The 12,674-nt window shown below is 33.8% G+C and carries 11 protein-coding genes; 6 read left to right on the top strand and 5 right to left on the bottom strand.

Features of this window, described 5'->3' with window-relative positions:
• Window positions 1–8 precede the first annotated feature (8 nt).
• From FND99_RS06090 to FND99_RS06075, 4 genes are read right to left on the bottom strand one after another with little or no spacing between them, the layout of a single operon-like run.
• Window positions 9–374, bottom strand: a complete 366-nt coding sequence (locus FND99_RS06090; RefSeq protein WP_144337079.1) for a nuclear transport factor 2 family protein — start codon at window positions 372–374, stop codon at window positions 9–11.
• A gap of 12 nt (window positions 375–386) precedes the next feature.
• Window positions 387–1,970 (bottom strand): S41 family peptidase, encoded by a 1,584-nt coding sequence (locus FND99_RS06085; RefSeq protein WP_144337078.1) that lies wholly within the window; start codon window positions 1,968–1,970, stop codon window positions 387–389.
• Window positions 1,970–2,401, bottom strand: coding sequence for a deoxycytidylate deaminase (locus FND99_RS06080; RefSeq protein WP_132987561.1), 432 nt, complete (start codon window positions 2,399–2,401; stop codon window positions 1,970–1,972). The genes FND99_RS06085 and FND99_RS06080 overlap by 1 nt, the downstream gene beginning before the upstream one ends.
• A gap of 5 nt (window positions 2,402–2,406) precedes the next feature.
• On the bottom strand, window positions 2,407–3,000 hold the full coding sequence (locus FND99_RS06075) for a HupE/UreJ family protein (RefSeq protein WP_144337077.1): 594 nt from the start codon (window positions 2,998–3,000) through the stop codon (window positions 2,407–2,409).
• A gap of 169 nt (window positions 3,001–3,169) precedes the next feature.
• On the opposite strand from FND99_RS06075, the gene FND99_RS06070 reads away from it, so the two are divergent.
• Window positions 3,170–3,601, top strand: a complete 432-nt coding sequence (locus FND99_RS06070) for a TerB family tellurite resistance protein (protein ID WP_144337076.1) — start codon at window positions 3,170–3,172, stop codon at window positions 3,599–3,601.
• A gap of 371 nt (window positions 3,602–3,972) precedes the next feature.
• On the opposite strand, the gene fbp is transcribed toward FND99_RS06070, so the two are convergent.
• On the bottom strand, window positions 3,973–4,977 hold the full coding sequence (gene fbp / locus FND99_RS06065; RefSeq protein WP_144337075.1) for a class 1 fructose-bisphosphatase: 1,005 nt from the start codon (window positions 4,975–4,977) through the stop codon (window positions 3,973–3,975).
• Window positions 4,978–5,148: 171 nt separating this feature from the next.
• Between fbp and FND99_RS06060 the strand changes: the two genes are divergently transcribed.
• From FND99_RS06060 to FND99_RS06040, 5 genes are all read left to right on the top strand, one after another.
• The gene (locus tag FND99_RS06060; protein ID WP_144337074.1) at window positions 5,149–5,649 is read left to right on the top strand and encodes a GNAT family N-acetyltransferase; all 501 of its coding nucleotides are present in this window, start codon (window positions 5,149–5,151) and stop codon (window positions 5,647–5,649) included.
• 131 nt (window positions 5,650–5,780) lie between these two features.
• Window positions 5,781–7,040 (top strand): aspartate kinase, encoded by a 1,260-nt coding sequence (locus FND99_RS06055; RefSeq protein WP_144337073.1) that lies wholly within the window; start codon window positions 5,781–5,783, stop codon window positions 7,038–7,040.
• Between the two features lie 604 nt (window positions 7,041–7,644).
• Window positions 7,645–8,229, top strand: a complete 585-nt coding sequence (locus tag FND99_RS06050) for a hypothetical protein (RefSeq protein ID WP_144337072.1) — start codon at window positions 7,645–7,647, stop codon at window positions 8,227–8,229.
• Between the two features lie 106 nt (window positions 8,230–8,335).
• The gene (locus FND99_RS06045) at window positions 8,336–11,767 is read left to right on the top strand and encodes a hypothetical protein (protein ID WP_144337071.1); all 3,432 of its coding nucleotides are present in this window, start codon (window positions 8,336–8,338) and stop codon (window positions 11,765–11,767) included.
• A 75-nt stretch (window positions 11,768–11,842) separates the two neighbouring features.
• On the top strand, window positions 11,843–12,442 hold the full coding sequence (locus FND99_RS06040; protein ID WP_144337070.1) for a hypothetical protein: 600 nt from the start codon (window positions 11,843–11,845) through the stop codon (window positions 12,440–12,442).
• Window positions 12,443–12,674 lie beyond the last annotated feature (232 nt).

Raw genomic sequence — 12,674 nt, 5'->3', positions numbered from 1 at the left:
GTCAAAATTTATGCCAATGGAACACAGCTTCCGGCAATGACTTTTAAATTTTCATCAAACTGCTTCCAAACTCTGATATACTTAAAAACTCCTTGTATTGACTCCTTTTCGTACGTTCCTTTTAATGAAACTGCTACGGTTACTATCGCCAAATCATCAATTATATTGATAATTTGATCGAAAGCCTCTAATGACTCGATTTTCATTTTTCCGGAGCGATAAGAATCAAGATCAAATGCTTTTGTAATCGTATTTCCGTCAGGCAAATTGAAAAGCAAATCGTCGTGAAGGGCTTTTTCTAAAGTAGAAACATCAGCATTTTTAATAGCAGTCAAAAGTTCGATTTCAGCATTTACAACGGCTTCTGTTTTCATATTTTAAAATTTTCAGGATTGTTTCTTTGGACTCAAAACCGATTTTATCATAGCATCATCTTTCAAAACTATATTGTAGTAATATAATTCCCCAAATAGTTGTCGGGCAAATTCAGCTGTGATATAACGGTTCACAAGCGATTTGGTTTTATCTAGTTTCAAATCCAGGCCGGTCATTGCAATATAGTTTTTGAACTTCTTGAAATAAACATCAGAGTTTTTCATTTCATCTAAAAACTCATTAAAATGAAGTCCCACAAAGGCTTTTCGGTTTTTATCCAATTCTTCAAAAACAAAATGTCCGACAATTCCAGTTTGCAGTAAATAAGCAACATTTTCATTTCCGTGCTCTGCTTCCATAGGAACAAAAATATCGGGAACAATGCCGCCACCGCCGTAAACGATTTTACCTTTTGGCGTTTTAAATTTCAATGAATCGGCTACTTTTATACTGTCTTTGGCATAAAGCTCACCTGATTTTATTCTCAATTCAGATTCTTTGAAATACTCTTCGTTTCCTTTTTTATACGGTTTCTGAATCGATCTTCCTGTTGGCGTGTAATAGCGCGCTACAGTTAATCGCACTGCAGAACCGTCGTTGAAATCCATTTCTCTTTGTACCAAACCTTTTCCAAATGAACGACGACCAACGATAATACCGCGGTCATTATCCTGAATTGCCCCAGCTAAAATTTCACTCGCCGAAGCGCTGTTTTCATTTATCAAAACATACACCTTTCCGGTTTCAAAACTTCCAGATTTTGTTGCATATGTTTTTTCGGTCGTTCCGTTTTTATTTTTAGTAAAAACGATCAACTGTTTGTCTTTCAAAAGTTCATCGGCAATAGCAACGGCTTCTTCCATATAACCGCCCCCGTTATCACGAAGATCAATTACCAGCGATTGAATACCGCTTTGTTTCAATCTCGTTAAACCCGTTTTAAACTCGTTATAAGTAGTTTCGGCAAAACGATTGATTTTGATATAACCCGTATTATTCCCAAGCATCAAAGAAGCATCGACGCTTTTAATCGGAATAACATCTCTTTTTATTCTAAACTTCAGCTTTTTTTGTTCCGATTTTCTAAAAACGGTCAATTCGATTTCTGAACCTTGAAGCCCTTTTAGTTTCGAAAACAAACTATCAGAAGGAAGTTTTCGTCCGTATAATTTTGTTTTTCCGGCGAATAATATTCGGTCACCCGATTTTAGTCCTGCTTTCGCAGAAGGCCCGTTTTCAATTGGTTTTATAATCGCAACGGAATCTTTATACATATAAAAATTAATCCCGATTCCCACGAAATCACCTTTCATGCTTTCAGCAACTTCGGCTTGTTCGCTCGGCGGAATATAAACTGAATGTGGATCTAATTTTGACAAGATATTATCAACTGTAAGATTTACAATTGAATCGGTATTGATACTGTCGACATATTCATTATTAATAAAGTCGATCAGTTTATTTAATTTGGTTTTAGAGTAATTTTTGGCCAAAAGCTGATCATCTGCGGGAGCATTCATCAGGCTTCCCAGAACAGTTCCCAGAGCAAAAGTAGCTCCGATAATAATTGGCAAATATTTTGAATCGAATTTCATTACTCTTCTAAAACAGGAATATGTTCTACTTCGATGCCTGCTTTTATTAAAAATTGAATTCCAGAATCATCACGATATCCATCTTTATACACCACTCTTTTGATTCCGGATTGATGTATCAATTTACTGCATTCTTTGCATGGCGAAAGCGTGATATACAATGTTGCGCCTTCGCAGGATTGCGTCGACCTAGCGACTTTCAAAATTGCATTTGCTTCGGCATGAAGAACATCCCATCTGGTCAATCCCTCTTCATCTTCGCAACAATTCTCAAATCCTGATGGCGTTCCATTATAGCCATCAGAAATGATCATTCGGTCTTTTACGATAATTGCGCCTACTTGTTTTCGTTTGCAGTAAGAAAGCAAACTCCATTCTTTTGCAATTCTCAAATAAGCTTTATCGTATTTGTTTAATTTTTTTATCTCCATTTATTTTATCTGTTCCAAATTGGGCTTTCAATAATCATCGGAATTACAACTCCAACGATAAAAGCCGACATTACAAGTGCCCAGTCGCGTTTTGAAAAACGAAACACGGTTTGCACTATATATGATAGTATCAAAACTACGAAAACCACCACTAACTGTGCCGCTTCAATTCCTAATGCAAATTCTCCTAAAGGTAGTAATTTTGACGTTGCCGAACCACCTAAAATTGTTTTAAAATAATTCGAGAATCCGAGTCCGTGTATAAGTCCGAAAAAAAGCGTCACTATAAAAATTAAATTTACGCCCTCATTTTTAGTCGCTTTTCCTGCCGTAAAGAGGTGATACAAAGCGGTAACTAAAATGGTTATTGGAATCAAAAATTCAACAAGATTTACTTTTACGGCGATTATTCCGAAAACAGAAAGTATTAATGCTACTGTATGACCGATTGTAAAAACCGAAACCAAAAGTAAAATTCGTTTCCAATCTTTAAAAGAATACGGAACTGTTAGTGCGATTAAAAAAAGAACGTGATCGTAGGCGTTGATATCTAAAACGTGTTTTAATCCTATTTGAAAATAAATCCAAAACTCTGACATAGGGCTAATAATATTAAATGATTAGGGGATGTAAACTTACGACTTATTTTGAAAATTTCATGAAGTCCATCTCTAAAACAACGCAGAAAAATAAGTTAAATTTTATGAGAAATTTAAAAATATAAATTAAAATAACTTTTATCTTTGTTTAACAAAAACCTTATAAATTATGTCATTTTCAGAATTATTTGATAGCGAATTCAAACAAAGAAACAAAGGTCATTTTTCAGCAATTGTTCGCGTAGCCTTAGCAGATGGAATTGTATACCCAGAAGAAAAAGCCTTTTTAGACAAACTAGCTGCTCGTCTAGAAATCACAGAATCTGAGTATGAAGAAATTCTTAGCGACCCATTAAAATACCCAATTAATCCTCCTTATTCATATGTACAGCGTTTAGAGCGTTTGTATGACTTAACAAGAATGGTTCATGTTGACCATCATCTTGAAGACAAACAAGAAGTGTTATTGAAAAAAATAAGTGTTGCCCTAGGATTTACTCCAAGCAATGTGGATTATATTATTGCTAAAGCGCTGTCGCTTGTTGACAATAAAGTTGATGCAGATACTTTTATCTACGAAATGCAACATATGCATAAATAGTATTCCGTTTTTAGTATTCAGTCGTGGTTTGCAGTTTTGTAACGAAGATTGAAATTTAATTAAAAACGATAAAATAAACCCGACAGGTTTTCGAAACCTGTCGGGTTTGCTGTTTATTGTCAAAAGCATATCGTAATTACAAATTCAACTGGACTGAAGTCCAGCTCTACAATATAAGTCGTTCCTTCGGAACTTTATAAAGAGCCTTTGGCTCGATTCATATTGTATGGTCGGACTTTAGTCCGGTTTGACATGTGAGAATCTACAAAATAACAAACCCGACAGGTTTTTGAAACCTGTCGGGTGTAATATTGTAACTGAACACTATCCCGTCCCGAAGTTTCGGGATCGGGACTGCTCACTGAATATTTTTATTCAGCTGCCATAAATTCCTCAGCTTTTTCGACCATATTTTTGCTTCCGCAGAAAAACGGAACTCTTTGATGCAGTTCTGTCGGTTGGATTTCCATAATTCTTCCAAAACCATCTGTGGCTTTTCCGCCAGCTTGTTCAGCAATAAAAGCCATTGGGTTACATTCATATAATAAACGCAATTTACCTTTTGGCGCTTTTGAGCTTGTTGGATAAATATAGACACCACCTTTAATCATATTTCGATGAAAATCGGCTACTAGACTTCCAATATATCGTGAAGTATAAGGTCTGTCCTCCTCTTCACGCTGGCAATATTTAATATAATTTTTCACTCCCTGCGGAAAATGAACATAATTTCCTTCGTTCACCGAATAGATATTTCCACTTTCTGGAAATCTCATATTTGGATGTGAAAGATAAAATGTACCAATTGCCGGATTTAGCGTAAAACCATTAACTCCATGCCCTGTGGTATAAACCAGCATTGTCGAAGTTCCATAAATTACATATCCTGCTGCCACTTGATTGATTCCCGGTTGTAAAAAATCCTCGCTAGTTACCGGAGTTCCTATTGGTGTAATTCTTCTAAAAACAGAAAAAATACTTCCCACAGAAACATTTACATCAATGTTTGAAGATCCGTCAAGCGGATCCATTAAGATCACGTACTTATTATTATGACTGTTGTCGCTCCCCTGAACAGTTATAAAATCGTCGTTTTCTTCTGAAGCAATACCACAGACAATCTCACGGTTTATTAACGTCTGGATAAATACTTCGTTGGCATAGACATCTAATTTTTGCTGGTCTTCTCCCTGAATATTCTGCTCGCCTACAGCGCCAATAATATCCACAAGTCCTGCTTGGTTGACTTTATAGTTCACGACCTTTGCCGCCAAACGTATAGAGTTGATAATTCGGGAAAGTTCTCCCGACGAATACTGAAATGCTTTTTGGTTCTCAATAATAAACTCTCCCAGTGTTTTATTGCGTTCTTCCATTGCTAAATCGTTATAGTTTTAATTTTAAGTCACAAATATCGCTTATTTTGTGAGAATGATTTAAAAATTATTTTGTTAGTTTGCTACTATTGTATATTTGCTAATTAATAGCAAAAAGTACCTTGTAAATAAATGCTTTTTTAGCTAATAAACACTTAATAATACGAATAAATGAATATTAGAAAAGGAAATCCCGAAGACATGAAATCGGTTTTAGGATTAATTCAGGAGCTGGCAATATTCGAAAAAGAACCGGAAGCTGTTGTTGTTACAGTAGAAGATTTAGTTCGTGACGGATTTGGAGAAAAACCGCTTTTTCAGGTTTTTGTGGCAGAGATTGAAAGCGAATCAGAAGAAAGTAAAAATGGAAAAGAAATAGTAGGAATTGCATTGTACTATTACCGCTATTCGACTTGGAAAGGAAAAACAATACACCTTGAAGATTTGATCGTGAAAGAGAAAATGCGTGGAACTGGCCTAGGATCTGCACTTTATGCTGAAATCATGAAACAAGGAAAAAAAGATGGTGTTCGAAGAGTAGAATGGAATGTTTTGGCATGGAACACTCCAGCAGTTAATTTTTACAAGAATTCTGGCGCAAGAATTCTGGAAGATTGGCAAGTTGTACAAATGGACGAAGCGGGAGTTAATGCCTTCTTAGAAAAATTATAAAAAATAGTTTGCCACGACCCGACACAGATTGTAAAATCATTTTAATCCTAATAATCTGTGGCAAAAAATACAAAATATACTAGGTTTCGATTTGAATCTGAAATCTAAAATCTAAAATCTATTAATTAAAAATGAGAGTATTTAAATTTGGTGGAGCATCGGTAAAAGATGCAGATGGAATTAAAAACGTTTATGACGTTTTACAAAAAGTAGGTTATGAAGATGTAATTCTGGTAGTTTCGGCTATGGGAAAAACAACAAATGCTCTTGAAGTCGTTATCAAGAATTATTTTGATAAATCGGCTGAGTTGAATTCTTCGGTACAAGAAATCAAAAAGTACCACAATCAAATCTTATTGGATTTATTTGATGACGAAAATCATGCTGTTTTTGGAGCTGTAAATGCACAATTTGAAGAATTAGAATATTTTTTAGCGCATAATAAATCTCCAAATTACAATTTTGTTTACGATCAAGTTGTAAGTTTTGGTGAATTAATTTCGACTAATATTTTAAGTCATTATATGAATTTTAGAGGAATTCAAACACAATGGCTTGACGTTCGCAACTTCATCAAAACTGACGCAACTTATAGAGATGCTGAAGTTGATTGGGAAGCGACACAACAATTGATCAGCAAAAATGTACCACGCAAAATTTTGAATATTACACAAGGATTTTTAGGTGCTGACGAAAACAATTTCACAACAACTCTTGGTCGTGAAGGTTCTGATTATACTGCCGGAATTTTTGCTTATTGCTTAAATGCCGAAAGTGTTACGATCTGGAAAGATGTTCCTGGAGTTATGAATGCCGACCCACGTTATTTTGAAAATGCGAGTTTGTTAAACCAAATTTCGTATCGCGAAGCAATAGAATTGGCGTTTTACGGAGCAACGGTTATTCACCCAAAAACATTACAACCTCTACAGAAAAAAGAAATTCCGTTGTACGTAAAATCGTTCATTAACCCTTTATTAAAAGGAACTTGCGTTTCTAAAGGTGTTGATTTAGAGCCACAATATCCATGTTTTATTGTAAAAAGAGAACAACTTTTGATTTCGCTTTCTTCAATTGATTTCTCTTTTATAATGGAGGAAAACATCAGCGAGATTTTTGGATTATTCCACGAATTTAAAATCAAAGTAAACTTGATTCAAAATTCAGCGATTAGTTTCTCTGTTTGCGTGGAAGATAAATTTGGAAATTTCAACGAATTGAATGCCATTCTTTCTAAAAAATTCAAAGTGGAATACAGCGAAAATGTAACACTTTATACCATTCGTCACTTTACAGAACAAGCGGCAGAAACGGTTGAAAAAAACAAAGAAGTTTTATTGAAACAAGTAAGCCGTGAAACGATGCAAATTGTGACAAAAGAGCTCAACTAATATTGCTTTATAAAAGGTAATTATTTCAATTCAAATATATTTCAGAAAGGCTTCACTTTAATGTGAGGCCTTTTTTGTTTAGTCAAAAATTTCTTAAATAATTTGACTAAATTTACTTATGAAGAAAAACATTTATGTTTGATTCAATTGTTTTTAAAAGAATACCATGCTAAAAAAATACAACTCATTAATTATTTTCATTCTAACAGAAATTACCCTTGCAACATTTGGCTTTAGTAATTTCATCAGAAAAAATGAGGATTTTTTATCTTTAACAACTGGTTTATTTCTAATAGTTGTGCCTTTCCTATATTATTTAGCAACAAGAAAAAAACAAACTGAATTTACTTTTTGGTTCATATTTTACTCTGTTTTCAAAATAACGCCTTATGTATTTGCAATGGAAAACAATGTTTTCAGGTTCATTTTTCAATGGAAAATTTACTTCAACATCGCTTTTTTTCTTTTTATATTATGGAAGACTATTCTATTCTTTCAAGAATTTAGAAAAACTCTAAAACACAAAGAAAACCCGGAACACGACGACCATTTTATTATATCAAATTTTTTAAAAAATTCGATTCAATTTAAAAAACTAGGAAACATGATCGCTTTTGAAGTGTGTTCTTTTTATTACTGCTTGCTGAAATGGACTAAAAATGAAAAAACTGAAAATAGTTTTTCAGGTCATAAAGAAAATGGAATTACTGCTTTATACATCGGATTAATGTTGGTTTCTGTATTTGAAGCAATTGGTTTTCATATGCTGCTAATCTCCCGAAATAAAAACCTCGCGTTGTTGCTCCTTGCCTTTCACACCTATTTATTAATAAATTTAATTGGCCAGCTAAAAGCAATTATCTATAGAAATCACACGATTTTATCACAAAAAATTGTCCTTCGTTATGGACTTTTTGAAACTATAGAAATTCCTATTCATTCTATTCTTTCTATCGATAAATTTGAAGGCGATTATGAGAAAAGCCCAGAACTTTTGAAATGCGCTTTATTAGGCAAACTAGAACCACATAATATTTCTTTAGAATTAAAAGACAGCCAAAGTTTTAAACTTCCTTTTGGAATAACTAAAAACTCAAAAAAAGTATTATTCTATATTGATAATGCAAATGATTTTATAGAAGAAACCAAACTCAAAATAGAAGAAATTCAAAGTCTTAAAAATGTTTAAATGCTAAAATCTTAGAACTCTAAAGCAATACATTACAAACAAAATAAGCAGCCAAACATTTCACAATTATAAATACTACTTTTGGCTTTTTAGAGTTAAAGTATTTATGTTGAAAAAATTACTTTTTTTAACGGTTTTCATATGGTTTTCTGCGCTACAGGCTCAGGAAACGGAATCATCGTACAAAACAAAAAAAGTAATTGCCACACGCGACACCATTCATCTGGAAAAATTCAGCATAAATCCGAGTTATTTTCAGCTTTTGAATACTAAAAACGAACCTATTGATTCTACTTTTTACAGAATCGATTTTCAAAAAGGAACGCTTCTTTTAAATGAAAAATTCACTTCGGTTTCAGACACTTTAGTTGTCAACTATTTAAAATATCCCGATTTTATTACCAAAGAATACAGTCTTTACAAAGCAGATCAAGTAGTCAGCAATGAAGCCGGTTCTGAAAAACTGTATAAAATTGATAATGCCAACACTAAAAAAGTGGTTCCGTTTGACGGCTTGAATACTTCCGGGAGCATCACGCGAGGCGTAACAGTTGGAAACAATCAAAATACGGTTTTAAATTCCAATTTAGATTTACAGATTACCGGAAAAATCTCAGATAAAGTCAGTCTTCGGGCTTCGCTTCAAGACAATAATATTCCGCTACAAAATGGCGGTTATTCGCAAAAACTCGATCAGTTTGACAATATTTTCATGGAGCTTTTCAGCGATGATTGGAACATTCGTGCAGGTGATGTTTTTCTGGAAAATCACAAAACGCAATTTCTTAATTTCAATAAAAAAGTTCAGGGGCTTTCTGCCAATTTTGATTTTGATACTGAAGAAAGCAAAACCAATATTTTTGCCTCTGTTGCTTTTGTAAAAGGACAATATGCCAAGAGTACTTTTACAGGACAAGAAGGAAATCAAGGTCCGTATAAATTAAAAGGTCAAAATGGCGAATTATACGTTTTAGTTATTTCGGGTTCAGAGCGTGTTTACGTAAATGGTGTTTTGCTGAAACGTGGTGAAAACAATGATTATGTGATCGATTATAATGCAGGTGAAATTGTTTTTACGTCACTTTTTACGATTACTTCTGAAATGCGTATCAACATTGAATATCAATATTCTGAACGAAATTACAACAGACTTGTGACGTATGCTGGCGGTACGCATGAAAACAAAAACTGGAGTTTTGGTGGTTATATTTATTCGGAAAGCGACTTAAAAAACCAGCCTTTGCAACAAAACCTTTCAAAAGATCAAGTTCAGATTTTAAGTCAAGCCGGCGATAATCCCGATTTGATGAAAGCGCCTTCTGCGTATGAAGATAAATATGCCGACAATAAAATTTTGTACAAAAAAACGCTTATCAATTCGGTTGAAGTTTATGAATATTCAAACAATCCTGCCGATGTTTTGTATAATGTAAAATTCAGTCTTGTTGGCAATAATGCTGGGAATTACATTATTCAAAATAATAATTCAGTTGAACGAATTTATCAATATGCGCCACCTGTAAACGGAATTCTGCAAGGAAATTACGAACCAATTGTTCAATTGGTTCCGCCAATAAAATTGCAGGTTGCCACCTTTTTAGGAAAATACAATCCGAATGAAAAAACACTCGCCGATTTTGAACTTGCGGTAAGCAACAACGATAAAAATTTATTTTCGGGAATTGACGATGCAAACAATGAGGGAATTGCTTTTAAGACCAATCTCAAAAAACGCCTTTTTACCAAAAGCTGGACTCTGGATGCATTTGCAAATTATCAATATGTTGCAGAAAATTTCAAATCTGTTGAGCGTTTATATAATATTGAATTTAGCCGTGATTGGAACTTGAATTCTACTCTTTTAGGAAATCAGAGTCTACTCGCAACTGGTTTTAATTTTGATTTATTTGCAAAGAAGAAAACTTCAAATGTTGGATTATTAACGTATCAATTTGAAAAATTAGACTTTAGCGAAAGTTACGCTGGAATGCGCCACACAACAACCGCATTCTTTAAAATAAAGAAATGGACTTTTGAAAACCAAGGAAGTTTTTTGAATTCTGATGCCACGACTTCAACATCAAAATTCATTCGAAATCAAACCCGAACGAAATATCGTTTTGACAAAAACTGGATTGGCGCCAGCATGCAGCTTGAGGACAATCAGGAAAAAGATAAAGTTACCAATCAGTTTTCGGCCTTGAGCCAACGATTTTCTGAATATGGGGCTTTTATTGGGCGTGGCGACAGCACAAAAGTTTTTGTAGAATTGGGTTTTCTTCAACGTAAAAATGACAGTTTGCAAAACGGATTATTACAGCATGTGAACAATTCACAGACGTATTATTTCAAGTCAAAACTGATTCAGACCAAAAAGACGAATTTGGCAGTATATGCGAGCTATCGAAACTTAAATTTTACAGATCCAAATCGAAGCAACGAACCTTCATTGAATTCGAGGGTTTTATATAATGACCGTTTTTTCAACCAATTAATGCAAATTGGAACTGCTTACGAAACCAGTTCAGGAACAATTGCACAACAAGAATTTACTTATATTGAAGTCCCGACTGGACAAGGAGTTTATACTTGGAACGATTACAATGGCAACGGAATTCAAGAATTGGAAGAATTTGAAATTGCGCAATTTCCGGATCAGGCTCGATTTATCAGAATCTTTTTGCCGAATCAAGTTTACATCAAAACCAATCAGAATAAATTTTCGCAATCACTGATTTTAAATCCAATGCAATGGCAAAATGAAACCGGATTTAAAAAATTTGCTTCGTATTTTTATAATCAAACATCCTTTATTATGGATCGAAAAGTGAAAAGCAAAGGAGAACGATTGGAATTAAATCCGTTTGATTCTTCTGAAGAAAATATTTTGGGATTAAATTCGAGCTTAAGAAACAGCTTGTATTTTAATCGAGGCAAACAAAAACATTCGGTTACTTATTCTTATTTGGTCAACAAAGGTAAAAATCTGCTTTCTGTAGGTTCACAAAATGTTACGAACAATTCGCATCAATTACAGTATATGCATTTGCTTCAAAAAACGTGGCTATTTAATTTTTTCACCAAAACCATAAAAACAAATTTAGTTTCAGAAGATTTTGCCGAGAAAAATTATGATTTGAAAGGCTATCAAATTGCGCCAAAAATCAGTTATTTATTTTCGAAAAATACGAGTTTGGACTTCTTTTATGAATTTCAGAATAAAGAAAATCAAATTGGAAATTTAGAAACCTTAGTTCAAAACAGGCTCGGAACTTCATTTTCGTTTGCGGGCGAGAAAAAAATAACCTTGAATGGTGAATTTTCTTTTTATCAAAATAAATTCAACGGTAATGAGTTTTCATCAGTAGGATATCAAATGTTGGAAGGGCTTCAAGCGGGACAAAACTTAGTGTGGAAATTGCTGCTTCAAAAAAATATTACATCATTTTTAGACATTAATTTAAACTATCAAGGTCGTAAAAGCGAAACTGGAGCGACCGTTCATACAGGAAATGTAAACCTTCGCGCATACTTTTAATAATTTAAGGAAAAAACCTACGTTTAAATAAAAATAAATTGATTAATTTTAATTGAAATTTAAACATGTAACCTTATGAAAAAATTAGTATTACTTTGTTTTATAGTGGCTTTCTCCACTAATTTTTATGGCCAGGACGCTGCTGCAAAAGCATCAAAGAGCCAGACCGAAGCGGCAGCTAAAAAAGCTAGCGCTGATGCAAAAAAAGCAAAAGCTGACGCAAAAAAAGAAGCTGACAAGTCTAAAAAAGCAGCAGATGACGCAACTGCATCGGCAACAAAAGCGAAAAAACAATCAGCAAGCGATGCCAAAAAAGCAGCAGACAAATCTAAAAAAGCTGCTGATGACGCAACTTCTGCAGCAACAAAAGCAAAAAAAGAATCAGCTAGCGATGCTAAAAAAACAGCAGACAAGCAAAGCGCAAAAGCAAAAAGCGAAGCCGATAAAGCTGCAAAAACTGCCACAAAAGCTGATGCTACAAGCAAAACTGCAAAAACTGAGGCCGACAAAGCTAAAAAATCAGCTACTAAGACTGTAAAAGAAACTAATGAAAAAGCGCCAAAAACACCGGACAAAGTTACTGGTGAATATAATGGCAAAAAAGTATATACTGGACCAAAAGGCGGTAAATACTACATCAACAAAAATGGAAATAAAACTTATATTCAGGATTAAAAAGTTTCTAAGATTCTGAGATACTAAGCTTCTAAGTTTTTTTAGGCGCTCCATTTAAAACCGAACTTCTGTTCGGTTTTTTTATTTAACCATTTCCAAAAACTTAGCATCTCAGAAACTTAGTATCTCAGTAACTTAGAAACTTAGTACCTTAAATAAAATATTCCGTTAATAATTTAGTAATATGTCCGAAATATCATCAAAAACATATTTCTTTATATTCGCTTTTAAA

Origin of the sequence: Flavobacterium daemonense, assembly GCF_007341385.1 — a bacterium.
Classification (GTDB): Bacteria; Bacteroidota; Bacteroidia; order Flavobacteriales; family Flavobacteriaceae; genus Flavobacterium; species Flavobacterium daemonense.
Note: the sequence above shows the minus strand (reverse complement) of the source record. Positions and strands in the feature narration are given on the sequence as shown.

What these genes read in the sequence shown, in the direction of transcription:
- fbp (WP_144337075.1), bottom strand. Translation starts at nt 4,977, where the DNA reads ATGGAAGAACGCAATAAAACACTGGGAGAGTTTATTATTGAGAACCAA.
- FND99_RS06060 (WP_144337074.1), top strand. Translation starts at nt 5,149, where the DNA reads ATGAATATTAGAAAAGGAAATCCCGAAGACATGAAATCGGTTTTAGGA.
- FND99_RS06075 (WP_144337077.1), bottom strand. Translation starts at nt 3,000, where the DNA reads ATGTCAGAGTTTTGGATTTATTTTCAAATAGGATTAAAACACGTTTTA.
- FND99_RS06050 (WP_144337072.1), top strand. Translation starts at nt 7,645, where the DNA reads ATGATCGCTTTTGAAGTGTGTTCTTTTTATTACTGCTTGCTGAAATGG.
- FND99_RS06085 (WP_144337078.1), bottom strand. Translation starts at nt 1,970, where the DNA reads ATGAAATTCGATTCAAAATATTTGCCAATTATTATCGGAGCTACTTTT.
- FND99_RS06090 (WP_144337079.1), bottom strand. Translation starts at nt 374, where the DNA reads ATGAAAACAGAAGCCGTTGTAAATGCTGAAATCGAACTTTTGACTGCT.
- FND99_RS06055 (WP_144337073.1), top strand. Translation starts at nt 5,781, where the DNA reads ATGAGAGTATTTAAATTTGGTGGAGCATCGGTAAAAGATGCAGATGGA.
- FND99_RS06070 (WP_144337076.1), top strand. Translation starts at nt 3,170, where the DNA reads ATGTCATTTTCAGAATTATTTGATAGCGAATTCAAACAAAGAAACAAA.
- FND99_RS06045 (WP_144337071.1), top strand. Translation starts at nt 8,336, where the DNA reads ATGTTGAAAAAATTACTTTTTTTAACGGTTTTCATATGGTTTTCTGCG.
- FND99_RS06080 (WP_132987561.1), bottom strand. Translation starts at nt 2,401, where the DNA reads ATGGAGATAAAAAAATTAAACAAATACGATAAAGCTTATTTGAGAATT.
- FND99_RS06040 (WP_144337070.1), top strand. Translation starts at nt 11,843, where the DNA reads ATGAAAAAATTAGTATTACTTTGTTTTATAGTGGCTTTCTCCACTAAT.